Source organism: Microbacterium sp. MEJ108Y, assembly GCF_000834175.1.
Lineage (GTDB): Bacteria > Actinomycetota > Actinomycetes > Actinomycetales > Microbacteriaceae > Microbacterium > Microbacterium forte.
The window spans coordinates 14,609-36,311 of sequence record NZ_JXQX01000026.1; the positions used below are offsets into that span (position 1 = coordinate 14,609).

The following is a 21,703-nucleotide window of genomic DNA, read 5'->3' on the forward strand; positions in this document are numbered from 1 at the left end:
CTTACCTAGTCCGTCTTGTATAGAGTTGTATAGCCATGTACTCTGGACCAAAAGGACCGGAACGAAAGATGTTCTGGCCGGAGCTCGCTGAGGCAGAGCCTGACACAAGGAAGTGAGATCGGACTATGGCCGTATCAACTCGTCGTCTCACGACGGGAGCGCGGAAGCACGGATACGCGGTTCCCGCTGTGAACGTCTTCGACGAGATCAGCATGCGCGCGGTCATCGCCGCAGCCGAGGAGAAGGACTCGCCTCTGATTGTCCAGATCTCGACAAAGACTGTTCGCACCTCGGGGACCGCTTTCATCACGAGCCTTTTCCAGGCGCTCACGCGGCACACATCCGTGCCGGTCGCGCTCCACTTGGATCACTGCCCGGACCGTTCTGTCCTCTCTGACGTCATTGCCGCCGGGTGGTCATCGGTTCTCTTCGATGCTTCTGACCGTGATCTTGCTGACGCAGAGCGTGAGACGACGGAAGTCGTCAAGGAGGCTCACGCAGCGGGCGTCGACGTCGAATCCGAGATCGAGAACATCCTCGGGGTCGAAGACGGAGTCGGCAGCGACGAAGCCCACCACGCGTATACCGTCGACCAGCTCGCAGCCATCGCGGAGCGCACCGGTGCTGACCTGCTCGCCCCGCAGTTGGGCACGAGCCACGGCCTGTTCACGTCCAAGCCGACCCTTCTCCCTGAGCGCGCCCGCGAACTCGCGCACCTCACGGACAAGGGAATTGTTCTTCACGGGGGAACCGGCCTTGAGCCGGCCGACTTCCGCGCCTTCATCGACAATGGCGTCTCCAAGATCAACATCTCCACAGCCGTCAAGCACGCGTACATGCAGGCATCGGCGGAGCATCTCGATTGGGCGCGCGCCAACAACCATTGGGATCCGCCGAAGTTGGTGACTGCCATCGGTGATGCTGTCACCAGCGTCATCGGTGACCACATCGAATGGTTCGGCTCCGATGGCACGGCAGCCAAGGCGAAGGCCGCCAAGCCGTGACTCGCGCCTTGATCTTCGACTGCGACGGAGTGCTCGCAGACACCGAGCGCGACGGTCATCTGCCTGCGTTCAACGACACCTTCGCGCATTTCGATCTTCCCGTGCGTTGGTCCGAAGAGGACTATGCCGAGAAGGTGCGAATTGGCGGCGGTAAGGAGCGTCTCGCCTCGCTTCTCACCAGCGACTTCGTTGCATCGGCGAACCTGCCCACCGATGAGGCTGCGCAGATCGACCTCGTCAAGCAGTGGCATCGGTTCAAGACTGACCGCTACACGGCGAAGGTTCGAGCCGGCGAGATGCCGGGGCGGCCCGGAATCGCCCGAATCGTTAATGCCGCCCATGACGCAGGATGGCTGCTCGCCGTCGCATCCACGTCCGCCGAAGAATCGGTGCGCGCTGTGCTGGAACATGCGGTCGGCGAGGACGCGGCCTCCTGGTTCCGTGTCTACGCAGGAGATGTCGTCCCAGCGAAGAAGCCGGCACCGGACATCTACCTGCTCGCTCTGCGGGACTTGAGAATCGACGCAACGGACGCCGTCGTCGTCGAGGACAGTCAGAACGGGCTACGCGCCGCGGCTGCGGCAGGGATCGCCACCGTCGTGACGGTGTCCAGTTATACCGCCGATGAGGACTTCACCGAGGCGGCACTGGTCGTTGACAGCCTGGGCGACCAGCCGCAGACGCCAGCACACTTCCTTTCCAACCCGCGCGGCGTCGAGGAGACCGGCCAGGTCACTCTCGACACCCTCACTGCCCTCACCATCCGATAACCGAAGCCGAGGAACATCATGAGCAGCACCTTCAGCCAGGCGGGCGTCGCCCGCGTCGAGAGCGTCATCAAGCTCATCGCACAGACGTGCGTCGACAACGAGAAGTACTTCAGCGACCTGGACGCCGTCGCCGGCGACGGTGACTTCGGATACTCGCTCGCTCGCGGGTTCGAGAACGTCATCGCCGAGTGGGATGAGTACGACCGGTCGGTTCTCAGCACCTTCATTCAGAAGGTCGCGACAACGATGTCCGGCCGCATCGGCGGTACGTCCGGCCCGATCTGGGGCACCGCGTTCCTGCGCGCTGCGATCTCCGTGAAGGACAAGAACGACATCACCCAGGCCGATGTGGTCGCGATGCTCCGCTCAGCCATCGAGGGCATCATGAAGCGAGGTGGCGCATCCCTGGGAGACAAGACGCTGCTCGACGCTCTGGTCCCGCTCACCGACGCCATCGAGGCGGACCTCGGTAAGGGTCTGGACGGCAAGGCCGTGGCTCAGCACGCCGCTGAGGCCGCGCGCGCCGCCGCCGAAGAGACCGCGAAGCTCGAGGCACACCGCGGCCGAGCGTCCTACGCAGGTGAGCGCAGCATTGGCTCCCCTGACCCCGGCGCCATCGCGATAGCGGTGCTCAGCGAGCGCGTCGCCGAGGCCTGGTAACGACTTACCCTCCCTCCATTACCCATCCGACACAAAGAAGTGAGAACACAATGAAGAAGTTCATCAACGACCCGAAGGCGTTCGTCCCGGAGATGCTGAAGGGCCTGGCCCTGGCGAACCCCGACACGCTCACGTACGACCCGAAGTACAACCTCATCGTCCGCGCCGATGCGCCCAACAACGACAAGGTCTCTATCATCCAGGGCTCCGGCTCCGGCCACGAGCCCGCACACGTGATGATTGTCGGCAAGGGCATGCTGGACGCCGCCTGCCCCGGTGACGTGTTCGCCGCCCCGCCCACCGATTTCGTCGTCGAGGCCGCACGCCGCGTCAAGAGCGACAAGGGTGTGCTGCTGCTGGTGAACAACTACACCGGCGACAAGATGGCATTCGAAATGGCAGAAGAGCTCGCTGCCGCAGAGGGCATCAAGGTGCGCACCCTCTTCATCGACGACGACGTCGCGGTGAAGGACTCGCTGTACACCATCGGTCGCCGCGGCGTCGCCGGCAACTTCTTCGTCATCAAGGCCGTCGGCGCTGCCGCTGAGGCCGGCAAGGACCTCGACGAGATCGTCCGGATCGGCGAGAAGGTCAACGCCGTCACCCGCACCATGGGCGTGGCGCTCACCGCCTGCACCCCGCCCGCCAAGGGCGAGCCGCTGTTCGAGATCGGCGACGACGAGATCGAAGTCGGCATCGGTATCCACGGTGAGCCCGGCCGTGCACGTCAGAAGTGGGTCCCGGCGAACGAGATCGTCGACCTGCTTCTGGAGCCCATCGTGAGCGACATCCCCTACAGCAGCGGCGATGACGTCGCGCTGATGGTGAACGGTCTCGGTGGCACCCCCATCAGTGAGCTGTACCTTCTGTACGGCATCGCACACGAGAAGCTCGCGGCCCAGGGAATCACCCCAACCCGTAGCTATGTCGGCGACTACTGCACCTCGCTGGACATGGCGGGCGCGTCCATCACGCTTGTCAAGCTTGACGACGAGATTCGCGAACTTCTCGAGGCTCCCGCGGAGATCCCGATCCGCACCTTCTGAGGAGCCCCCCGCTGTTCGGCGTAGGTCACGCTGCGCCGCACAGTCCCGTACCGAGCGCGCCCGGGTAGACCGCGATTGACCTTCCACCTTCTACCCGGGCGCCGCCCCCTCGCACCACCATCTGTGACCACGCGCACCCGAGCGCGTGGTTTGACCTGCGCGGACGCAGACGTCCGCGGAAAGGAAACACCATGGACCTCGGATTGATCTTCCTCTCCGAAACGGTCGGAACGGCCCTGCTACTTCTGCTGGGTTGCGGAGTCGTCGCCAACGTCTCCCTCATCAAGAGCAAGGGTCTCGGATCAGGATTCCTCGCGGTCAGCATCGGTTGGGGTCTCGCCGTCTTCGCTGGAGTCACGGCATCGTACTCCTCGGGCTCGCACCTCAACCCGGCCGTCAGCATCGCCCTGCTGATCCTCGGAAACATCACATTCGTGCAGTTCCTCGTCTACATTGCCGCTCAGCTCGTCGGTGCCATGCTCGGAGCGCTCCTGGTCTGGATCACATACCGGCGCCACTTCGACGAAGAGCCCGACCCCGCCACGAAGCTCGGCGTCTTCTCGACCGGTCCTGCCATCCGTGCCTACGGCTCCAACCTCGTCACGGAGGTCATCGGAACGTTCGTCCTCGTGTTCGGCATCCTCGCCTTCACCAATGGAGGCACCCCCGCGGAACTCGGCGCCCTGCCCGTCGCCTTCCTGGTCATCGCTATCGGTATCAGCCTCGGCGGCCCCACCGGTTACGCCATCAACCCCGCGCGCGACCTCGGGCCTCGCATCATTCACGCCATCCTCCCCATCAAGGGCAAGGGCACCTCCGACTGGGCGTACTCCTGGGTGCCCGTGGCCGGCCCGCTCATCGGAGGCGCGCTCGCCGCCGCGCTCTCCATCGCACTGCTTCCCGTCGCCTGACGGGAACTTTCAACCCCTCGGCCGGCCCATGTCTGTCAGGCCTTCATCGGGGCCGACCGAGGCTCCACCCCAGTCGTCGCTCACGCGACGCCTAACACCCGCAACACCTGACCTTCAATGAAGAGGAGACACCATGTCGAACCCCAAGATCCAGGACACCATCACCCTTGAGGACGCTCGCCGCGTCATCGATGCCGCCATCGCGCGCGCTGAGGAGATCGGACAGCCCCAGGACATCGCCGTCGTGGACGCCGGAGGCAACCTCAAGGCACACGTGCGGATGGATACTGCGAACATCGGCAGCATCCACATCGCCATCAACAAGGCGTACACGTCCATCGCTTTCCAGACCCAGACCAAGGACCTCACCGAGGCAACGCGCCCGACGGGCGACCTGTACGGACTCAACGACGCTCACGGTGGCCGTATCGTCGTGTTCCCCGGGGGCATTCCGCTGGTCCGCGACGGCGTCATCGTCGGAGCCATCGGAGTGTCCACCGGTAGCATCGAGGAAGACCAGACTGTGGCTGAGGCCGGAGCCGCCGCACTCTGACTTCGGACCGCACGAGCTGGCGCCGATCCCTGATGAGCGGTGTCCGATCTCACGAGAACCTCAACTCCACCCAGCCGTCAGCACAAGACGGCCAGCAACGCTAGTCAATCGGGGTAGCGACGGTCGCCTCCCACAGCTCGCCAGCCGGGAGTACGGCGTCTTCCAACGGTGCCGCCCGCACGCCCACGAACCCCGCGCCTGCATCGACACCGACTAGGGCGTGTCTGACATTGCCTTTGTCCAGGCGATGACGGCGTTGAGGACCACGGCAGCGCGGTAGATGACGGCGTGTTTGTCGAAGCGGGTGGCGAGGCCGCGCCATTGCTTGGTGTGGCAATAGCGGCGCTCGATCACATTGCGGTTCTTGTAGTCGGCGGCGTCAAGCCCGACCGGCCTGCCGCCGCGTGACCCGCGACGCTTGCGATGCCCCTTCTGATCGTCGGGTTCGGGGATCACCGCCTTGATCCCGCGAGAGCGGAGGTGCCCGCGGATCGCGCGTGATGAGTACGCCTTGTCACCGCGGACCGCGTCCGGACGAGTTCGCGGCCGGCCAACGTCCCGGTCAACGCGCAGCTGCGCCATGAGCGGCAGGAACATCGGGGAGTCGCCGGCCTGCCCCGGCGTGATCAGCGTGACCAGTGGCAGCCCGTTGCCGTCGACGAGTTGATGGATCTTCGTCGACAGCCCGCCGCGGGAGCGGCCGATGCCATGATCAGGCGGCTCGATCAGCAGATTCGTGTAGTTCGACCCAGCCCCCTGTGGTGCGAGTCGTGTTCGTCGCGTGCTGATGCGCGCGGGCGACGGTCGAGTCCACCGACAGCGACCAATCGATCAACCCCGCCGCGTCGGCCGCGGCGGTCAGCTTCGCCTGCACCTTGTCCCAGGTACCGGCGGCGGCCATCCGGTGATGCCACGTCCACACCGTCTGCCACGGCCCGAACACCTCGGGTAAGTCCCGCCACGCGATCCCGCACCGGTACCGGTAGATGATCGCCTCGACCATCAGCCTCGCGTCAGAGAACTTCCGCCCCGGCCGCCCGGTCGGACGCGGCAACATGTCCTCGATCAACGACCACTGAGCATCCGAGAGCAACCGAAACCTAGACACGCGTCGAGACTCTCAGCCTGAGCCGTCAACCTTTGTCAGACACGCCCTAGTACGTCTGTACGGGGTGAGGACGGGAATCCCCGCCTCACACTCAGCACTAGGAGAAGAACATGCCTGTAGGTACCACAGCAAGAACTGGCCAGAGCTGCCCCGAGTCCGGCGTCTGGAAGGTCGTGGGCTCGCCGAGCACCACGGCGCCGATCGCCAGGGGGAACACGATGCCGCCGTACAACAACCAGGCGGTCACCTGGCAGCTGACGCAGCTGGCCTGATCGGAAGGGGCGTGCGCGTGTACGCTACGGGTGCGCCCCTCCTCATTCCTTTGAGGATGCCGACGACCTCGCCCGGCTGGGGAGCGTAGAGGAGATCTCGACAATGACGCCGTTTGAAGAACTCGAGGCTGGGGAGCCGATGGGGGCGGCGATGTATGCGCTCCTGTTGAAACTGACGCTGCAGTCGAGCGCCAAGTATCCCGCGCCGGAGGGCCACTCAAAGTGGTCGAAGGACGCAGCCCGGCAATGGCTAAGTGACACCTTTCTTATGAGGAAGGGCACTGACATCGCCATACGGTTGGCTGTGCAGGCAACGGATGATGTGAGTCTAGAAAGACTCGCTCGTAAGGCTGTCCAACGAGTGTTCATCGATGAGGCCCGCGCCACCACGGCAGGCGCGATGAAGAAGCGACTCGCTGGCATGCTCCCGCAGCACGGCTTCATCGACGCCAAGACCATCTACGCGGGCACACCCTCTTGGACGCTTCCTGAGCTGGGCACTGAGATCTACCAGGGAGACTGGCAGGACCTTCTGAGAGACCCGCGGATGAAGGGCATCCCCCCGATCAGTCAGCTCAACAGGAGCGGACCGACGTCACGTTCGAACGTGACGAGCATCATCGAAGGCGTTCGAGCTCTTCTACTCGCCGGGGGCGGAGCAATGCGCGACCGTGACATCGCGAACGCGATCGTCACGCTCTTCGAACTCGATGACCCCGATCTATATGTGATGCGCGACACCGACCAAGACATCCTTGATCAGCGAATCAAGGAGAACGGCACGGAAGTCGTCGAAGCTGCCGACCGCATCTGGGATGCGCTGACCACGGAAGAGCAACGAGTCGTGGGCTTCTTGGATGAGCCGGCCGCGATCTGCGCGCGGGTGGTTCCCTCCTACGTTGATCCTGTCGCCTTCGCGGCCCGTCTGGGCTACAAGATGCGCACCATCCTCGAGGCCGATCCGCCACCGCCCGGAGCGCTGGAACTCGTCTCTGTCCGAAGCGTTCACCTGTCTCGTAATGCGAGTTAGATCGTCATACCTGTGTGGAGATGAAATGACAAATATCCAGCTCCCAGACCGAAACCACAACGACACCTACCCGGAAAGCAGCCACGAACCCATGTCATCCGTTGTTACCCATGACAACCTCCCTTCCATCATGCCTGGCCAGGTGTGGCGAGCTCGATGGGACGACGTGTTGACCTTGGTTTTCGTGGACACGGTCCTGTGCGAGTTCGCGCACCGAGTGCGCGTAGCACCGGTCACGATGGGAGACGAGGACGCAGACGACTCGGCGCTTGTTCTGCCCGCCGACGCGAACAATCTAGGAACACCCCTCAGCATCTGGCCAGAGCTCGTCGCCGATATCTCAGAGATTGTGCTCGAGCGTTGGATCGCCGTCGTCAGCGACTTCTCCAGCATCAGCGCGCTCGAGGAAGCAGCAGCAGCCGGCACCGTCATGCGAGGGCTCCCAATCCTCAACGACGCCAGCCCCCGGTGGGAAGAACGGCGCTTCCTCGAGTTGGCAATGGAAGCGCTCGCCTCAGCTGTAGACATCGCTGGGGGAGACGGAGATCTCCCTGCCATGCTCGACGGGATTACCTCTTCCCAGCTAGCTAGCAAACTTGAAGTATCGCTCTCTCTTGCGCGCAACATCAAGCGGGCCCGCGCGCTCGTGGGATTTGCTCAAGCGGAGAAATTGGCAGAGCTAGTCGGTGTTCCGGTGCAGCGCGTGCTGAGCGCTAACCCGAAGCCCCCGGCGCAGCTTGTCGCACTCGCGGCCAGGCTCGACAGAGGGCCGGCAGTGCGAGCGCTGGCGCGAACAAAACAAGAGCCTGAGTCAGATGCGTTCCGGGATTTGGTGCAAGGTGCCTGGGGGCTCGCCGCACGCGGAGACAAGCTCGACGCCGAGGATTGGGCGGGACGTCTCGACACCTATATCCGCGTCGCGCTCGACAACAGATGAATAGCGAGGCCGCGGCGATCGCACGAGCCCGCGGTCTTGTTGGCGGGCGTGTCGATCACCTCGTCGCGGGGCTATCTGCGCGCGATGCAGGAGTTCTCGAGCGACTACGGTACGACGCCATCGAAGAACTCAGTCGCTGGAAAGATCTCACGCTCGTTCCTTTGGACACCGCACCGCCCACTAGTTGCTCGATCGCGGGCGTGTACTTGCCTGACGAGAACCCGCCGCGAATTGGTCTCTGGCGGCAGATGTCACGCCCCCGGGCCATGTTCACCGCGCTGCATGAGCTGGGCCACCATCTTCAGCAAACCAGCGGCGAACTGGTTGATGCGTTGGACGGTGAGCCAGACCAGGGTGCATATCTAGAAGAGCGCACCAGTGATGCCTTCGCAGCACGCATATTGCTCCCGTCGGATCTCGTGGCGCGTGCGTTGGGCGCAGGCACGCCAACGGCAGACAAGGTCGCGGATCTCTGGGCGCAGGCAGGTGTCTCACGAGCAGCAGCGTGCGTCGCGGCAGCGCAGCAGCTGTCCAGTCCCGGGCACGTCGTACTTATGGATGGCGACTTCGTTCAGTTCTCTTCGTCGTTCGGCGAGCTACCGCTGCGCCGAGGAAGTGACCAGTCAAGCAGCGCGATTATGCGAGCCCGCCGGCAGATGGCCACACGGGTCACTGTCGTGAGCGAGAACCGCTTCAGCTATCGGGATGGCATAGAGGGGACGCCGCTCTACGCGCAAGCCGCTGATATGGGCGGTTACACGGTCGTGGTGGCAGTGGCGTACCGAGCGCCTTGGGCCGCCATATCGCTACCTTCGAGCAGCTCAACGATCGCTGCCAAGTGGCAAACGTGCGGACGTTGCGACCGCATTTTCCAGGTCTGGGGCCAACGATGCGCAGCCTGTGGCGCAGGCTATTGTCCGGACTGCGGGAAGTGTGACTGCGAAACCAGGGTTGTGGAACGTACCTGCCTGGAGTGCTTCCTGATGAAGCCCGCGCAACTATTCACGGGCGACAGCCGGGTGTGCGACGACTGCATGCCGTGATGCGGAGATAGTACGTCTGTACTTGTTAAGGCTACCGACGGCCCCGCGGATGAGATGCTCCGCCACAGATAGTTCAGTATCGCAGTTCCAACGTCAGGAGATCATCGTGGCTCGAAACAGTCGACAAACCGGTTCCAAGGCCGCCAAGGCCGCCAGCAAGGTCCTACGAGGAAATTACTCGAAGGCAGCCAAGACCGCCGCCGCCAGCGCCCTCAGCCAAAAGGGCAAGGGTCGCTGAACAGAACTGTTAGCGCCAATAGTTCCATTCAGCGCTCCGCGGCTGAGATCGGTCAACGACACGTTGACCGATCTCAGCTGCTCTCGTCCCGAGCTAACTCATCGGCGAACGCTCTCGCGATCGTGGTCTCGTCGGGAAGTGCCCTCTGCGCGTCCTCAGTGAGCTCGTAGCGACTGACGGCTACTGGCTGTGTCGTCGACGCGAGTGCATAGCGCACCACTGTGTCGTTCTTACCTGCGACGAGCAGAATGCCGACCGTGGGTTCGTGCTTGTGCGGAATCCGGAATCGGTCGTCGACGGCGGCGACGTAGAAGCCGAGTTGGCCGGCGTCTCGTGGATCGAACTTCGTGGTCTTCAACTCGATGACGATGTATCGGAGTTGCTCGACGTGGAAGAACAGCAGGTCGATGTAGAAGTCATCGCCGTCGATGTCCAGGTGGACTTGGCGACCGACGAACGCGAACCCCGGGCCGAGTTCGTGCATCGTGTCGAGGATTCGGTCGACCATCCGTTGCTCGAGCTCGCGCTCTGTCGCGTCGCCGTCGATGGCGAGGAACTGCAACGCGTACGGATCTTTGGTGAGCTCCTGAGCTTGGTCTGAGTCTGTTCGCTCGAGTGCGCTCGCGAAGTTGCTTGGCGCTGCGGCCTCTCGCTCGTGCAATCTGGTAGCGATTTGGTGCGCGAGTACCGGTCGGCTCCAGCCGTGGAAGGCGGATTTGCCGGCGTACCAGTCCCGGAGCGACCGATCGTCGAGCTTCGTGATCAAGTCGATCACCTGACCCCACGGCAATTGGTCAACGGGTCGTTGACCAATTGAGTCGGGCTTCGTCCAACTCTCTGCAAAACGACGCATGTACTTGAGGTTGGTGACAGAGAAACCCTTCATCGTCGGAAACTCAGCACGCAGATCCGAGGCCAGGCGGGGGAGCACGCCGTCACCCCAGGACGCTTGTTCCTGTCGCTCAAGGATCGTGCGGCCGATCTGCCACCACAGCCGTAGAAGTTCGTTGTTGGCCTTCCGCTGCACGCTCAGTCTGGCGGTACGTACATGCCGCTTCAGATCCTCGAGAGTGGATGCATAATCGTCTGGGACGAGATCACTCATGTGTACACCGTAGACGGGCCATCACCACAGGGCCCGCACCGCGTCGAGTAGCGATCCCAGGATGCTCGTATCACTGATGTCGGCCATGAGTATGGTCCCGACAGCAACGATCAATGAGACGATGGCCACTACTAGCGCGCTTCGGCCGAGCTTGAAGCTATCCGCGGATGCACCGAGCGAGGCGACTGTGGACAGGATGTCTCGGAGATCGCGATCGGAGTCAATCAGGCTGGAGAACAGTTCCTCCTGGCGCTCCCGGACCGAACTGTTGAACTCGATGGGATCCTTGGCTTTGCGGCCCACCTCTCGATCGGCCCGTTGTTCCCGAGCCGTAAGGGTATAGAAGAACTTCGCATCACCCTCCCAGTACCAAGGACGCTGCCAGAACCTCTTGACGTCTCGTTGCATGCTCGCCAGATCGAGACTAAGCGTCAGGAAACTCCGACGTAGTTCTCTCAAGGCCTTCGGGCGGAACTTCCCGTGAATGCTCGCCGCGCGATCTCGAACCTCGGCTTGCTCGCGGGCAGCAATCGTGAGCAACTCCGACGCGGCTAGCATCACGAAGAGGTTCTGCATGCGGCCGACGAGGCGATCGGCGATCGCACGGTCCGCCTCGCCACCGTAGCCTGCGAGTGGGTCTTTGCCCATCGCCTTCACAATGGCATCGCGTTTGCCCCACAAGGTCCAGGTGGGGACCTCGCCCATGGCCTTATGGAGTGCGGGGCTCGTCGTCGCCAGAAGCATCTTCGGCAACGCATCGGAAATCAAGAGGTACGGTGAATGGCTGTCGAGCGCTAGAGCTCGAAGCGCGTTACTCCGGTGTACGGATGTGTCCCGCGAGATGTTGGCGGGTTCTGCTCTGGTCGGATCCAGTTTGTCGAGGAGCAAAAGATCAAGTAAAGGCTGAGGCACATGACGTCTGCCGAAGTAGCCCGGCACCCGTGAAGCGAGCCAACTACGAGCTTCGCCGTGGAGACTACTTCTGGCTGTCTGTACCTTCCAAAAGGCACCCCAATGGCGATCATAGTTCTGAGGCCTAGTCCCGCGGGGAAACCGCATGAATGGCTCGTGCGGCGCATGCCACTCCTTGTCGAGCGAGCTAGCGGCCGCGGCGCTGAGATGAAACTCGCTGACAACGGCTGTGAGTCCGTCTCCCACCTGAATCGCTTTCAGCTCCACCGCTTCGAACATGGGAGGCAGGTCGGTGTGGATCCCGTCCGGCACAAACCACGATGATCCTTTACGAACAAGGGAAGCCACACGCCACCACGTGCTTCCCCCTCCGGAGCGTGCGCGGGTGAGAGCTTCGCGGTTACCTTCCTCCTCGAGCGTGAATGGTCGACGCTTATCCCAGCCGTTCCGGGCAATCGCTCGCTCGAGGGCCGGCAGCTCGGTCGGCGGGAAAAGTTCAACGAGCCAGAGACCGGCGACCGTTACGTGTTCGTCGGCGGGAACGCGGACGTTGTGCATCCAGTCGTCGAGCGGCCACGTGAAGTCCCTGTGATGTTCGTTGAAGGGAATCAGAAAATTGGTCCCCCTATTCCAGAGAGTGAGGAGCGCCCTGGGTTGGATTTTGCGGCGCCAACCAGAGGACATCCAGCGTAAGAGCCTGTATGGAGGGTCGTACCACCGACGTCCGGCGCCAAGCTCTGGGACTAGCTCGTACGCTTCATCGATGTTCGTCGAGATCTTGTCATCCCGGCCAATTTCTTCGCGCGGAGACCCCCTTCGCCGTCGTTGGCGATATTTCTCTCTCTCGCCGAGGTCTCGACTCTCCCGAGGGGAAACGGGCCCAATATCTGTCATAGCACTGCCAACCCAGGTCTCAGTCGGCGAGCGTGGGAGCCCAAGAGATGATGCCTATTCACTCTCGAAACGTATCTGTTCGTACGCGAGCTTCACACAGCTTCACTCGTTCGGCGTTCTATCTTGATCGTTTCGAGGGCGGCAAACGGAGAAGAGGAGGAGCGGTGACTGACATAATTACTATTATCGGCTTAAATCTGATCACTGAGATTCGAACATCTGAACTACCATTATCCGCATGGGCCAGAACAAGCGCTACCCCGAATTGCTCGAAGGGGATATCGCGCGAGCGAGCGACAAGATCGATCGCCAGGCGCGGCCTGTGGGGCTCTCAGAGCCCGAGCTAAGTAGCTCAGGGATGCGCCAGGACGCCCGCGAACCGATCCCGGTGACCGCGTGGATTCCTCACCAAGTGCTGTGGACCGAGCCGCAGCTCGTCGAAGCAGAAGCGATTGCATGGACGCGTGATGCCGTCCTCGTGCGCTGGCGGTCGCACTACAGCGGGCACCCGCACCACACATGGGTATGGGCCAGCGCCGTCACACGCAGAGACGCTTAGCCGACCGCTGCGAGCGTCAGCTGCCGCAGCTCCACGATCTTGTCGAGCCGTAGCCCGGTCCAGCTATCGCCGCCGTCGACGATGACGTACGGCAGTTCTCGGATGCCTCGATCGCGCAGCTCGTCTCGGAGGCCGGCAGCGTCGACGTCGACGACCTGGTGCACGACGCCGGCCAGCTCCAATGCTCTCGCCGTGTTCGTGCACTTCCAGCAGCCCTCAGCTCCATAGACCGTCACCTGTGCGCTCATCGTTCGTCATCCTCTCCGCCTTGTCGGCTCCCAGCCGATGCCTCGGCATCGGTTGGTACTTGCCGCCTCTGCGCGGCGTGGAGAGCGGGTCAAGGGCCAGCCCTGGCTGGATTCCGCAGGAATCGCGTAGCGCCCTTGATGCGATCGGAACGCCGTGCAACTCCCCAGCTGGCACAGCACCGCATCGCGGTGTTAACACCAACTCGGCGTGTCAATCTGGCCGTCGCGGTGTTAACACCAATACGCTCACGGGTATGACTCGGAGACAGATTCCCAGGGGTACGCGCACCGCGTCCGCGCGGGTGTCGCTCGTGGTCGAGGAAGAGAAGAAGGATCGCTTCGCGGTGATCGCAAAGCAGTCGGGCCTCTCAGGGGCCGCGCTCTTCGAAGCACTCGTCGACCACCTGGAAACCGAGCTTACCGACCGCGGCGTGCCGTCCTGGCTCCCGCAGCCCGAACCTCACGACGGGGAGCTGCCTATCGTCGTCGCTTAAAAGAAAGAGCCCGCCGCGAGTGCGGCGGGCTTCTCCCAAGTCTTTCGATCCGCTGAGTTTGGCGACTGGTACGGATCGAGTTTCGAAGAACCGGTGGGTAACCGGGGATTCGTTGTGCCCACAGGAGCACGTATGCACAGAGTACAGCAGTCCCCCGTGCTTATCCATAAGCGCGGAGTTTTCGACCCCCGCGTGTCGACCGCCGCTGACCGTCCCCCGGCACAGCCGGGTAGTCGACGCCCACGCGGCCGGGGGCTCGTCCTAGAGCCAGTGGAGGGCGTCTACGCGCGCATCCCGACGTGCCGGCCCGATCATTGGCTGCACGCCGTCGAGGCAGCGCTGAGCGTGCCCGAGGTCGAGACGCTGCGTCGCCGGCTGCGCGTCGCCGGCCGCTCGACCGTGCTGCGCGCGTGCCGTGTCTGGGCGGCGGCCGCCGACCGCCGCACCGGCCGCGACGTCGCTGTGAGTCACCAGACGGTCGCCGCTGCGATCGGCTATGCCGAGGCCACGGTGAAGCGCATTGTGCGCTTCCTGTCGCGGCTGGGGCTCATGGTCGAATGCGCCCGCGGCCGCAACCGGCTGAGTATGGACGAGCTGCACCAGGCGCGGCAGCTCGGCGCGACTCAGCAGCGAGCGGTGGCATCGACGAGAGCGCTCACGATTCCTCATTCTGTGTATGGCACCCCCCTACCCCTCACCGGGAAAGTTAACGGGTCTACTCCAGTTAAGAAGAACTCACCAACGCGCGCGCTGCGCGCTCGGAAGGCCGGGGCTTCGCCCCGTCCAGCTTTGAATGAAAGTGTCGGATCGGGTAGCTCCCAGCGCCGCTTTCGACCCGAGGTCGCACGGTTCGCCGGCCAGCTGGTGAACGCACTCCCCCGGCTGCTGTGGACCTCGACCAAGCAGCCACATCGAACGGCCGTGAACGTGCCCGGTCACGGCGTCGAGGTCGTCTGGACGGGCGGCCGCCACATCGGACATGTGTGCGAAGCGATCGAGCGGCACCAGCTGATCGAGCGCGGCTGGACCGTGCAGAGGATCCTCGATCGACTCTCCGCGTTCCGCGTCGAATCGAGGATTACCGAACCCGAACCAGGCGAGCTGCGCGACGCGCTCGATTGGTTCTTCTGGCTCGTGCAGCGGGCGATCGGTAAGACCGATCGGGCACCCCAGATGCAGGCAGCGATCGAAGCCGCCGAGCGCGCGGCTGAGGCAGCAGCTCGACGAGCAGCAGCCGACGAGCTGCGCGCTCGACTGGACGAGCAGCAGGACGAGATTCAGGCGGCGATCGCGGCGATGCATGAGCAGTTCCCGCGACGTCCGAAGGTGCGTCGCCCCTACGTTTGAGTATTCACCGAGAGCGAATAGACAAACGAAGCATTCTGCTTCGTTTGTCCTTGTCCTGCCTACCCCGCCACGCTGACGCGCTTGCCAACCTCCACCACTCAACGTACCTTATGAGTAATGGAGGTTGGCAAGTAAATGGTGGGGTAGGCAGGACAAGGACAGAGAGAGAAAGAGAGAGTGGAGAGAGAAAGGAAAGAGGGGGGAAAGTTGGGGAGGTGGTTGGTTTTCAGAGGCCCGGATGCGATGGGTAGACAGACTGAGAAGCGGTCACTTGAGGGGGTCACTGATGTTGTGGAGACGGTAGATGTTCGTGCTTTGCACGAGCTGATCCTGTAGCTGGAAAGCGAAGACGGATCGCCGCAGTGGGTCACCGCGGCAAGGAGGGTGAGACGTGCAGATCACGGCGCGGGATGAACGAATTTTCGAATGGCTGCGAGTGGTGAAGCTCACAGACACGGAGGCAATCAGGTGGGTTCTCGCCGCCCTCGACGGCCGCAACGAACCCGTGTCGACGAGACGCGCGCAGCAGTGGATCGCGCGTGCGGTCGACGCCGATCTGATCGAGAAAGCGCGGCCCGTTTTCCGCGATGGAGCGATCATCTGGCTGAGCCGAATGATGAGCAATCGGGCAGCCCCAAACCTCTATCGAGCGACCACGCGACACGAGGTCGCCGTGTCATCCATCAGCTCTCGATTCCTCGCCGCCGGCTACAGCTGGCGGCGCGATCGACAGCCGGCCACTCGGCAGGAGCACGCCGCCGATGGGGTCGCTGAGCGACCCGGCAGCATCGAGCTGATCGAGGTCGAGCTGACAGCGAAGACGCTCGATCGCTACCGCGGCATCTTCACTGACCACACCCGTCGACTGACCGAAGGCGTCGAGCGTGTGGTGTACGTCGGGACGGCCGGCGCTATGCGCGCGGTCGACCGCGAAGCGAACAAGTGGGTGCATCCGTCGCTGCGCGATCGGATCATCACATTGCCCGTGCTCGACGAGCGCGGGCACATCGTCGGAGCGCTCGACTCGCTTTGGAGCGACGTCGACGCACCGGCCGTACCGGAGGAAACGGCCGCCGCCGATCCCGTCGCGGGATCGGCGCTGCCGGTGTGGGGAGGGCGGGACTGATGAGCAACCAGGAGCAGATGCCGCAGGCGTCAGACGGCGGTTGGGAAATGATGCTGTGGGGCATCGTGAAAGTAGTTGCCGGCATCGCGGTCTTCTTGATCGTGCTGCCGCTCGCGGTGCCGTTCGCGGCATCCGCGCTCACCGGCAACCGGATCGCGAAGCGACACGCTTTCTGGATGACGTACCGGTGGCACGTCTGGGTGAACGTCGCCGCGGTCGCGATCGTCGCGGCCGTGCTCGCCGTCGAGGCGACGCTGATCACGCGATGGATCGCGTCAGGAGACGCCGAGGCGTTTCTACAGCGCCCCGAGTGGGGCGCTGAGCTCGCAGCCGCGGTGTGGCCGTGGCTGCTGCTGAACTTCTTGCTGGGCGTGCTGCTGCTGCCGCTCGCCTGGTCGATCCGACGTCGCCGGATCGCCGAACTTGTTCGGCGCCGGCTCATCCCCGATGTGCTCACCCAGGAGCACATCGAGAGCGCGCGCAAGCGCGCTGCCGACATGATGAGCGCGCGCCGGCTCGGCCAGCAGCTCGACCTGAAAACGGGACTCGTCACCGCAGGTAAGGGCAGCGGCATCAAGACCCCGCCCGGAGCAATCGGCATCGTCACCCGCGCGACCGTTTCCACGCTCGCGGAGAGGTTCACCGATCGGCGCGAAGTGCCCGACTGGACGGATCAGACCGGCCAGTTCGTCACGCTGCCGGCCGCAGCGGGAGGGCTGCGTGTCATGCAGCTCGCAGAGAGCGGCGCGGGTAAGACCGTGGTCATGCACAACGCGATCTTGGAAGTGCTCGATCGCGGCTGGCCTGTAACGTTCATCGACGCGAAGGGCGATCCCGAGGACGCCGACAAGCTCGCGGCGATCGCCCGCAGCCGTGGCTATCGTGTGCGCGTCTCGGAGCCGTGGAACCTCTACAGCGGCACCGCGTCGCAGATCACGACGAAGATTCTTCGAATGATCCCGCTGAGCACCGGAGACGGTGCGTTCTATCGGCGCGAGGCCGAGCAGGCGCTGCGCGCGATCCAGTCGCACGCAGCACTGACCGGAATGCGCGATCTGTTCACACGGCTCGACGACCCGCGGGAGCACGTGCGCGATCAGACGCAGCTCAACAGCCTCATAGCGGCCGTCGACAAGATCGGCACGCGCCGACACGAGCGCGTGCGCGACACGTTGCTGACGGCCCTCGAACCGTTGGAGCCCTACCTCGCGGCGTCTGGCTGGTCGTACGGAGACGGAAAGGCCGATCTGACGATCGCGCCCCTCTCCCCCACCGATGAGGCCGAAGCTCGCCTAGGTGATCTGATGCTCGTCGACCTACGTCAGTGGATGACGACCAGGCTGCGCGGCCGGGACAAGAGCCCGGGCGTCGTCTTCGTCGACGAGTTCGCGCAGCTGGTCACCGAAGACAGCGACCCCGGCGACACGGCCGGGACGCTGTTTGAGACGGCGCGATCCGCAGGACTTGGCCTGTGGCTCGCCGTGCAGTCTGTCGCTGGAATCTCCAACGACGAGACGAGGCGCGAGCGCGCCCTGTCGAGCGGCGCGGCGCTCATCCTGGGCCGAAGCAAGGCACCCGAAGATGCCGTGAGCTACGCCGGCACGATCATGCGTCTCGAATCGTCGGGCGCAGCGACCGGGGAAGAGCTGCGCGGTGCACGCGCGCAGCACACCTTCGTGATCCCGCCGCAAGACGTCCGTCTTGCGACGATGGGCGAGTTCTGGCTCATCCAGGGCGGATCACTGATCCGCGGCCGCGCGCTGCCGCCACAGAAGGCCGGCGCAACCGCACCGGCCGCCGTCGACGAGCTGCAGCGCGTCGACGAGGTGACCGCAACGGGAACAGAACTCGAGGAACCCCCAGTTCTGACGGTTGGCAACGTCGGTGAAGAGCGGGAGACTGACGACCATCGAGCCGACGACTAGCGCTCCGCCCCCAATGTGCACAGCCCAGCTATCGCGGGGCTGACCTGCACACAGTGGGGACGGGGACGCAGCCCGCGTCACAAAAAGGTGGGCAAGATCCCGGGCACTTTTTTCCAGCTGGCGGCCCACGCCCCACTCGGTGCCGGTTTCTTGGCTAATGACGACAGGGTGGATTTCAGAGGGGGGAGCGTCTCGCAGCCCGTGGCGATTCCAGCCGCGCGAGCAGCGTACGCGCTCCCCCACTCCCCCACGTTTCGAGGATGCGCAGCATACCCAGCCGCCCGAGTTGACAAGCAAGGGGAACCCACAGCCCTACCGCCGTTGACGATGCTCCAGCCGTCACCTTCGAGAATCCACACTAAAAGGCAAGTCCCCCCTTGACGCGCATGGCAAGGGGGGACTAGACTTTAGGTATGAACAAGGCAGAGAAGGCACAGGCAGACGGAATCGTCGTCGTGTTCAGCCCCGAGGAATCATGCGTTCAGTGCAACGCGACCTATCGGGCGCTCGACGCTAAGGGCATCAAGTACCGCACGATCACCGTTCCCGAGGATGATGACGAGACGCGCGGGATGCTCCGCGAACTCGGGTTCATGCGGTTCCCCATCGTGTGGGCTCCGCGCGTCGGATACTGGGCGGGATTCCGCCCCGACAAGATCGGCGGCATTCACCGTGACGTGTCGCAGAGCTACAGGGACGGCATGTTCTGGACCCGTTGCAGCTGCGGCGATGAGTTCGCAGGGAGCGACCCCGACGACGCCGACGCAGCCGCGTATGAGCACTGTTTCCCCGAGGGGGTCGCGCGATGAGCGGGGCAACCGTCACCGCTCCCCTCGTCGCAGCGATCGAGGCCGCCTGGACGGCCATTCAGACCACACACGAGGACGTGCCCGAGGTTGTGTCGTGACCATCGGCAGCGGGAGTAGCGCAAAGGGGCTCAGGCTCGGCCACTTCGCCGCTGACAGGTGGGTGCGTGGAGAGGATGCCGTGCACGAGCTTTTCGTGGGCGGTGAAGGGCTCTCCCGAGGCGGTGCAGACGTCATGGGTACTCTGCTCCACGAGGCGGCGCATGCGGCCGCACAGGCGCGCGGCGTCCAAGACACGAGCCGTCAGGGCCGCTACCACAATCAGAAATTCAAGGAGATTGCCGAGAGCTTCGGACTCGCGATCGAGCATGACGCGAAGATCGGATGGAGCGTTACGGCGCTCCCCGCGGGCGCGGCAGCCCACTACGCCGCCACGATCAGCAGTCTTGACGCTGCGATCACCGCGCACCGCCGCGCAGAGCTTCACGGAGCAGAGGGCGGCCGCAAGAGCAACAACAACGGCGCTGCGGCCGTGTGCAGCTGCGGCCGTAAGATCAGGGCGTCCCTCGCGGTGCTCGACGCTGGCCCCATCGTGTGCGGCCTCTGCGGCGACGAGTTCACCGCCGAAGACTGAAAGGCAATCCCCCCCTTGACATTGACGGCAAGGGGGGACTAGACTAGAGTTATGAAAGCACAGAAGACGCGGGACGTCCTCAAGTACCTGAAAGGGCTCGGCTGGGTCTACCTCCGGGACGGCCAGGGAAGCCACGAGCTTTGGGGATTGCCCGATGAATCTGTGAAGGCGTCGATCCCGACCGGACACCGCGAGGTCTCCCCCGGGGTGCTGCGCCAGATCCAGAATGCAGGAGTCGAGTTGCCGCGTGAGTGGCGATGAGGAAGGAGGCGCGATGAGCGCACGAACGTTCGAGGTCACCGTCGAGCGCGAGGGCACCTGGTGGGTGTTCGAGATTCCCGAACTCGGCACCGGCGGCCAGGCGCGCAACCTTGCAGAAGTCGACTACGAGGCTCAGGGCGTCGCCGCGATGTGGCTCAATGTCTCCCCCGAGACGGTCGCCGTCAACGTCACCGTGAAGGGCCCAGAGCACGCCCTCAGCGAGTGGGCGGCGGCTGAGCGCGACGAGCAGGAAGCGCGAATCGCACAGGCGCGAGCTGCCGAGCGTCGCCGCTCTGTCGTGCGCGAACTCCGCGGGCAGCTCAGCGCCCCCGACGTGGGCCGCGTGCTTGGGATCAGCAAGCAGCGCGTCTATCAGATTGAGAAGACCGCCGACGAGGGCAAGAAGGTCGCCGGCCAGAAGGTCGCCGGCCAGAAGGTCGCTTCGTAATCTCAACCGCGTAGCCAGCTATCTAGATAGCTGGCTGTCGTTTCATAAATCTAGCTAGGTAGATATCCATATAGCTGTCTAGGTAACGAGATACCTAGACAGGTAGATAGGCAGGTAGATAGAATGAGCACCATGCAGACCCTGATGGTTTACAGCGAGGCGGGCGGCGTCAAGAAGACGACGACCGCGGTAAGCGTGGCGATGATCGCCGCCGAGGGCCACGAGGGGAGAGCAGCAGACCCAGATAAGGGGCTGTTCGCGATCGCACCCGTCGAGCCCCGTCGCGTCGTGCTCATCGACCTCGACCCCCGAGCTGCAACCACGAAGTGGACACGTACCGAGCCCGCCGAAGCGTGGCAGCACGTCGGCGCGATTCTGGGGGAGAAGGACGACGCCACAGGCTGGGCCGAAGACCTCGCCGTACAGAGCGGCTGGAACGCGAATCTTCGCGTGATCCCCGCAGCTCGCGACCTCAGCAACCGCGAGAGCGAGCGCGACGACTACGCGGAGTTGCGACTCAAGCAGGCGCTATCAGGACTCGAGGCGGATCTTGTTGTCATCGACTGTGCGAACCGCCAGGGCGGCCCGCTGACCCTCTCGGCGCTGCACGCCTCCGAGGCGGTGCTGTATGCCGCCACGGCGAGCGATTCGGGCGTGGACGGTGTCACAGGCGCGCAGCGCACCGTAGAGGCCTACAGGCGGCATATGGCCGCTCTGGGGGCAGCATCCGGTATCGAGGAAGCAGGAGTGGCCGTCACCCGAGACGGAACAGGCTTCCTGAGCTTCAGCGAGACAGATGCGATCGAGCAGATTCGCGAGCTGGCACCCGTCATCGAGCCGATCGTGCCGCACCTGTCGATCGTTCCCGAAGTCCGTATGGCGGGGGAGTGGTACGGCGGATATCGCAAGGGCCAGGCGGTGCGAGACGCGTACGCCGCAATCGTGGGAAAGGTGATCCGATGAGCATGCAAGACCGACCCGAGCGACCGGCACGAACGAAGCCCCGCCCGCCCGCAGATGCCGGCGTTGATCCCATCGACTACCGGCCCGCAGCGCCGGCCCCGTCGACGACCACAGCCCCGAGCGCGCCTGACGAGGGCAAGGGCGCGCAGCCGCCCGCGGCAGCACCGAAGGTGGAAGCGCCGGCAGCAGCAGCCCCGGCCGCCGTCGTTCCCGAGCTGGATATCACCGTGCAGAGCGGCATCCGCTGGTCACCCGACACGGAGAACACGATCAGGGCAGCGAAAGCCCGCACAGGCAAGACGCGCAGGGCGCTCGTCGAAGAAGCAATCGCCCAGGTGTGGGGGAGTTGACACGTACGTGTCAACCACGGCGCCAGGAGGACAACACAAGGGCGGGGCAGCCACGGCAG

The 21,703-nt window shown here is 64.0% G+C and carries 25 protein-coding genes; 21 read left to right on the plus strand and 4 right to left on the minus strand.

Going from position 1 to position 21,703, the window contains the following annotated elements:
* Positions 1-125 precede the first annotated feature (125 nt).
* From RU09_RS12045 to RU09_RS12070, 6 genes are all read left to right on the plus strand, one after another.
* Positions 126-1,004, plus strand: a complete 879-nt coding sequence (locus RU09_RS12045) for a class II fructose-bisphosphate aldolase (protein ID WP_042540849.1) — start codon at positions 126-128, stop codon at positions 1,002-1,004.
* Entirely contained in the window at positions 953-1,774 is an 822-nt protein-coding gene (locus RU09_RS12050; protein ID WP_042540851.1) for an HAD-IA family hydrolase, read from the plus strand. The genes RU09_RS12045 and RU09_RS12050 overlap by 52 nt, the downstream gene beginning before the upstream one ends.
* An 18-nt stretch (positions 1,775-1,792) precedes the next feature.
* Entirely contained in the window at positions 1,793-2,434 is a 642-nt protein-coding gene (gene dhaL / locus RU09_RS12055) for a dihydroxyacetone kinase subunit DhaL (RefSeq protein WP_042540853.1), read from the plus strand.
* Between the two features lie 50 nt (positions 2,435-2,484).
* Complete coding sequence (gene dhaK / locus RU09_RS12060; RefSeq protein ID WP_042540855.1) at positions 2,485-3,480, plus strand: dihydroxyacetone kinase subunit DhaK; 996 nt, start codon at positions 2,485-2,487, stop codon at positions 3,478-3,480.
* Between the two features lie 191 nt (positions 3,481-3,671).
* On the plus strand, positions 3,672-4,391 hold the full coding sequence (locus RU09_RS12065; RefSeq protein ID WP_042540857.1) for an MIP/aquaporin family protein: 720 nt from the start codon (positions 3,672-3,674) through the stop codon (positions 4,389-4,391).
* 133 nt (positions 4,392-4,524) lie between these two features.
* Positions 4,525-4,944 (plus strand): GlcG/HbpS family heme-binding protein, encoded by a 420-nt coding sequence (locus RU09_RS12070; RefSeq protein ID WP_042540859.1) that lies wholly within the window; start codon positions 4,525-4,527, stop codon positions 4,942-4,944.
* A gap of 213 nt (positions 4,945-5,157) precedes the next feature.
* Here the strand turns inward: RU09_RS12070 and RU09_RS18540 are convergent.
* A protein-coding gene (locus RU09_RS18540) for an IS5 family transposase (protein ID WP_156145919.1) occupies positions 5,158-6,052 on the minus strand; the annotation gives its coding sequence in 2 pieces (ribosomal slippage) (positions 5,158-5,700 and positions 5,702-6,052; 894 coding nt in all).
* Positions 6,053-6,162: 110 nt separating this feature from the next.
* Here RU09_RS18540 and RU09_RS18735 point away from each other — a divergent pair.
* The 4 genes from RU09_RS18735 (at position 6,163) to RU09_RS12100 (ending at position 9,334) form a co-directional block, all read left to right on the plus strand.
* Positions 6,163-6,324 carry a hypothetical protein gene (locus RU09_RS18735; protein WP_197066040.1) on the plus strand — a complete coding sequence of 54 codons (162 nt, stop codon included), beginning with the start codon at positions 6,163-6,165 and terminating at the stop codon, positions 6,322-6,324.
* A 103-nt stretch (positions 6,325-6,427) separates the two neighbouring features.
* Positions 6,428-7,354 carry a hypothetical protein gene (locus tag RU09_RS12090; RefSeq protein WP_156145920.1) on the plus strand — a complete coding sequence of 309 codons (927 nt, stop codon included), beginning with the start codon at positions 6,428-6,430 and terminating at the stop codon, positions 7,352-7,354.
* Positions 7,355-7,379: 25 nt separating this feature from the next.
* Positions 7,380-8,291: a hypothetical protein gene (locus RU09_RS12095; RefSeq protein WP_042540869.1), complete on the plus strand. Its 912-nt coding sequence runs from the start codon at positions 7,380-7,382 to the stop codon at positions 8,289-8,291.
* On the plus strand, positions 8,288-9,334 hold the full coding sequence (locus RU09_RS12100; protein ID WP_082041114.1) for an ImmA/IrrE family metallo-endopeptidase: 1,047 nt from the start codon (positions 8,288-8,290) through the stop codon (positions 9,332-9,334). The genes RU09_RS12095 and RU09_RS12100 overlap by 4 nt, the downstream gene beginning before the upstream one ends.
* Before the next feature lie 311 nt (positions 9,335-9,645).
* On the opposite strand, the gene RU09_RS12105 is transcribed toward RU09_RS12100, so the two are convergent.
* The gene (locus tag RU09_RS12105; protein WP_042540870.1) at positions 9,646-10,677 is read right to left on the minus strand and encodes a PDDEXK nuclease domain-containing protein; all 1,032 of its coding nucleotides are present in this window, start codon (positions 10,675-10,677) and stop codon (positions 9,646-9,648) included.
* 21 nt (positions 10,678-10,698) lie between these two features.
* Positions 10,699-11,901 carry a hypothetical protein gene (locus RU09_RS18545; RefSeq protein WP_197066042.1) on the minus strand — a complete coding sequence of 401 codons (1,203 nt, stop codon included), beginning with the start codon at positions 11,899-11,901 and terminating at the stop codon, positions 10,699-10,701.
* 820 nt (positions 11,902-12,721) lie between these two features.
* Here RU09_RS18545 and RU09_RS12115 point away from each other — a divergent pair.
* Positions 12,722-13,042, plus strand: coding sequence for a hypothetical protein (locus RU09_RS12115; RefSeq protein WP_042540872.1), 321 nt, complete (start codon positions 12,722-12,724; stop codon positions 13,040-13,042).
* Here the strand turns inward: RU09_RS12115 and RU09_RS12120 are convergent.
* Positions 13,039-13,290, minus strand: a complete 252-nt coding sequence (locus tag RU09_RS12120) for a glutaredoxin domain-containing protein (protein ID WP_042540874.1) — start codon at positions 13,288-13,290, stop codon at positions 13,039-13,041. The two genes, RU09_RS12115 and RU09_RS12120, sit on opposite strands and share 4 nt — an antisense overlap.
* Positions 13,291-13,544: 254 nt before the next feature.
* Here RU09_RS12120 and RU09_RS12125 point away from each other — a divergent pair, with 254 nt between their 5' ends.
* From RU09_RS12125 to RU09_RS12175, 10 genes are all read left to right on the plus strand, one after another.
* Complete coding sequence (locus RU09_RS12125; RefSeq protein ID WP_042540876.1) at positions 13,545-13,784, plus strand: hypothetical protein; 240 nt, start codon at positions 13,545-13,547, stop codon at positions 13,782-13,784.
* A gap of 270 nt (positions 13,785-14,054) precedes the next feature.
* Positions 14,055-15,131: a hypothetical protein gene (locus RU09_RS18550; protein ID WP_197066043.1), complete on the plus strand. Its 1,077-nt coding sequence runs from the start codon at positions 14,055-14,057 to the stop codon at positions 15,129-15,131.
* Between the two features lie 439 nt (positions 15,132-15,570).
* On the plus strand, positions 15,571-16,257 hold the full coding sequence (locus RU09_RS12140) for a hypothetical protein (protein ID WP_156145923.1): 687 nt from the start codon (positions 15,571-15,573) through the stop codon (positions 16,255-16,257).
* On the plus strand, positions 16,257-18,182 hold the full coding sequence (locus RU09_RS12145) for a hypothetical protein (RefSeq protein ID WP_052492961.1): 1,926 nt from the start codon (positions 16,257-16,259) through the stop codon (positions 18,180-18,182). Before RU09_RS12140 ends, RU09_RS12145 begins: the two co-directional genes overlap by 1 nt.
* A gap of 413 nt (positions 18,183-18,595) precedes the next feature.
* Positions 18,596-18,991, plus strand: coding sequence for a glutaredoxin domain-containing protein (locus tag RU09_RS19050; RefSeq protein WP_082041115.1), 396 nt, complete (start codon positions 18,596-18,598; stop codon positions 18,989-18,991).
* Positions 18,992-19,223: 232 nt separating this feature from the next.
* A complete protein-coding gene (locus tag RU09_RS18940) occupies positions 19,224-19,622 on the plus strand; it encodes a hypothetical protein (RefSeq protein WP_231567553.1) in 399 nt (132 codons plus the stop codon).
* A gap of 51 nt (positions 19,623-19,673) precedes the next feature.
* Complete coding sequence (locus RU09_RS12160; RefSeq protein WP_042540880.1) at positions 19,674-19,883, plus strand: type II toxin-antitoxin system HicA family toxin; 210 nt, start codon at positions 19,674-19,676, stop codon at positions 19,881-19,883.
* A 13-nt stretch (positions 19,884-19,896) separates the two neighbouring features.
* Positions 19,897-20,331, plus strand: a complete 435-nt coding sequence (locus RU09_RS12165) for a hypothetical protein (protein WP_042540882.1) — start codon at positions 19,897-19,899, stop codon at positions 20,329-20,331.
* A 132-nt stretch (positions 20,332-20,463) separates the two neighbouring features.
* The gene (locus RU09_RS12170; protein WP_042540906.1) at positions 20,464-21,294 is read left to right on the plus strand and encodes a ParA family protein; all 831 of its coding nucleotides are present in this window, start codon (positions 20,464-20,466) and stop codon (positions 21,292-21,294) included.
* A complete protein-coding gene (locus RU09_RS12175; RefSeq protein WP_231567555.1) occupies positions 21,291-21,644 on the plus strand; it encodes a hypothetical protein in 354 nt (117 codons plus the stop codon). The genes RU09_RS12170 and RU09_RS12175 overlap by 4 nt, the downstream gene beginning before the upstream one ends.
* The last annotated feature ends 59 nt before the right edge of the window (positions 21,645-21,703 follow it).

Bases quoted from the DNA above. Each gene is read 5' to 3' on its own strand.
- RU09_RS12045 (WP_042540849.1), top strand. From the start codon at position 126: ATGGCCGTATCAACTCGTCGTCTCACGACGGGAGCGCGGAAGCACGGA.
- RU09_RS12050 (WP_042540851.1), top strand. From the start codon at position 953: ATGGTTCGGCTCCGATGGCACGGCAGCCAAGGCGAAGGCCGCCAAGCC.
- dhaL (WP_042540853.1), top strand. From the start codon at position 1,793: ATGAGCAGCACCTTCAGCCAGGCGGGCGTCGCCCGCGTCGAGAGCGTC.
- dhaK (WP_042540855.1), top strand. From the start codon at position 2,485: ATGAAGAAGTTCATCAACGACCCGAAGGCGTTCGTCCCGGAGATGCTG.
- RU09_RS12065 (WP_042540857.1), top strand. From the start codon at position 3,672: ATGGACCTCGGATTGATCTTCCTCTCCGAAACGGTCGGAACGGCCCTG.
- RU09_RS12070 (WP_042540859.1), top strand. From the start codon at position 4,525: ATGTCGAACCCCAAGATCCAGGACACCATCACCCTTGAGGACGCTCGC.
- RU09_RS18735 (WP_197066040.1), top strand. From the start codon at position 6,163: ATGCCTGTAGGTACCACAGCAAGAACTGGCCAGAGCTGCCCCGAGTCC.
- RU09_RS12090 (WP_156145920.1), top strand. From the start codon at position 6,428: ATGACGCCGTTTGAAGAACTCGAGGCTGGGGAGCCGATGGGGGCGGCG.
- RU09_RS12095 (WP_042540869.1), top strand. From the start codon at position 7,380: ATGACAAATATCCAGCTCCCAGACCGAAACCACAACGACACCTACCCG.
- RU09_RS12100 (WP_082041114.1), top strand. From the start codon at position 8,288: ATGAATAGCGAGGCCGCGGCGATCGCACGAGCCCGCGGTCTTGTTGGC.
- RU09_RS12105 (WP_042540870.1), bottom strand. From the start codon at position 10,677: ATGAGTGATCTCGTCCCAGACGATTATGCATCCACTCTCGAGGATCTG.
- RU09_RS12115 (WP_042540872.1), top strand. From the start codon at position 12,722: ATGGGCCAGAACAAGCGCTACCCCGAATTGCTCGAAGGGGATATCGCG.
- RU09_RS12120 (WP_042540874.1), bottom strand. From the start codon at position 13,290: ATGAGCGCACAGGTGACGGTCTATGGAGCTGAGGGCTGCTGGAAGTGC.
- RU09_RS12125 (WP_042540876.1), top strand. From the start codon at position 13,545: ATGACTCGGAGACAGATTCCCAGGGGTACGCGCACCGCGTCCGCGCGG.
- RU09_RS12145 (WP_052492961.1), top strand. From the start codon at position 16,257: ATGAGCAACCAGGAGCAGATGCCGCAGGCGTCAGACGGCGGTTGGGAA.
- RU09_RS19050 (WP_082041115.1), top strand. From the start codon at position 18,596: ATGAACAAGGCAGAGAAGGCACAGGCAGACGGAATCGTCGTCGTGTTC.
- RU09_RS18940 (WP_231567553.1), top strand. From the start codon at position 19,224: ATGGGTACTCTGCTCCACGAGGCGGCGCATGCGGCCGCACAGGCGCGC.
- RU09_RS12160 (WP_042540880.1), top strand. From the start codon at position 19,674: ATGAAAGCACAGAAGACGCGGGACGTCCTCAAGTACCTGAAAGGGCTC.
- RU09_RS12165 (WP_042540882.1), top strand. From the start codon at position 19,897: ATGAGCGCACGAACGTTCGAGGTCACCGTCGAGCGCGAGGGCACCTGG.
- RU09_RS12170 (WP_042540906.1), top strand. From the start codon at position 20,464: ATGCAGACCCTGATGGTTTACAGCGAGGCGGGCGGCGTCAAGAAGACG.
- RU09_RS12175 (WP_231567555.1), top strand. From the start codon at position 21,291: ATGAGCATGCAAGACCGACCCGAGCGACCGGCACGAACGAAGCCCCGC.